General features: G+C 70.9%; 1 protein-coding gene. It reads left to right on the forward strand.

The annotated features are described in order from the left end of the window. Positions 1-49 precede the first annotated feature (49 nt). Positions 50-461: methylated-DNA--[protein]-cysteine S-methyltransferase (locus RM590_RS35595; RefSeq protein ID WP_311708954.1), on the forward strand; the 412-nt coding region annotated here is incomplete at its 3' end.

The raw sequence follows: 461 nt of genomic DNA on the forward strand, positions 1-461 counted from the left end.
TGGACGACCACCCCATCAACCACCTGCCCGCCTGACGGAGGAAACCCCTATGTCTGCCCAGCAGCACACGGTCGCCGACAGCCCCTACGGCCCGCTGACGCTCGTCGCCACCGACGGCGTCCTCTCCGCCCTGTACATGACCGACCAGCGCCACCGCCCGCCCGAGGAGACCTTCGGCGTCCCCGACCCGGAACCCTTCCCCGAGGTGATCCGACAGCTCACGGCGTACTTCGCGGGCGAACTCACCGCCTTCGACGTGCCGCTCGCCCTGCACGGCACCCCGTTCCAGCGGAGCGTCTGGGCGGAGCTGCTGAAGATCCCGTACGGCGAGACGCGCACGTACGGCGAACTCGCCGAGGAGCTCGGCAAGCCGGGCGCCTCCCGGGCGGTCGGCCTGGCCAACGGCAAGAACCCGGTCTCCATCATCGTGCCGTGCCACCGGGTGATCGGCGCCTCCGGCA

Source organism: Streptomyces litchfieldiae (genome assembly GCF_031845365.1).
Lineage (GTDB): Bacteria > Actinomycetota > Actinomycetes > Streptomycetales > Streptomycetaceae > Streptomyces > Streptomyces litchfieldiae.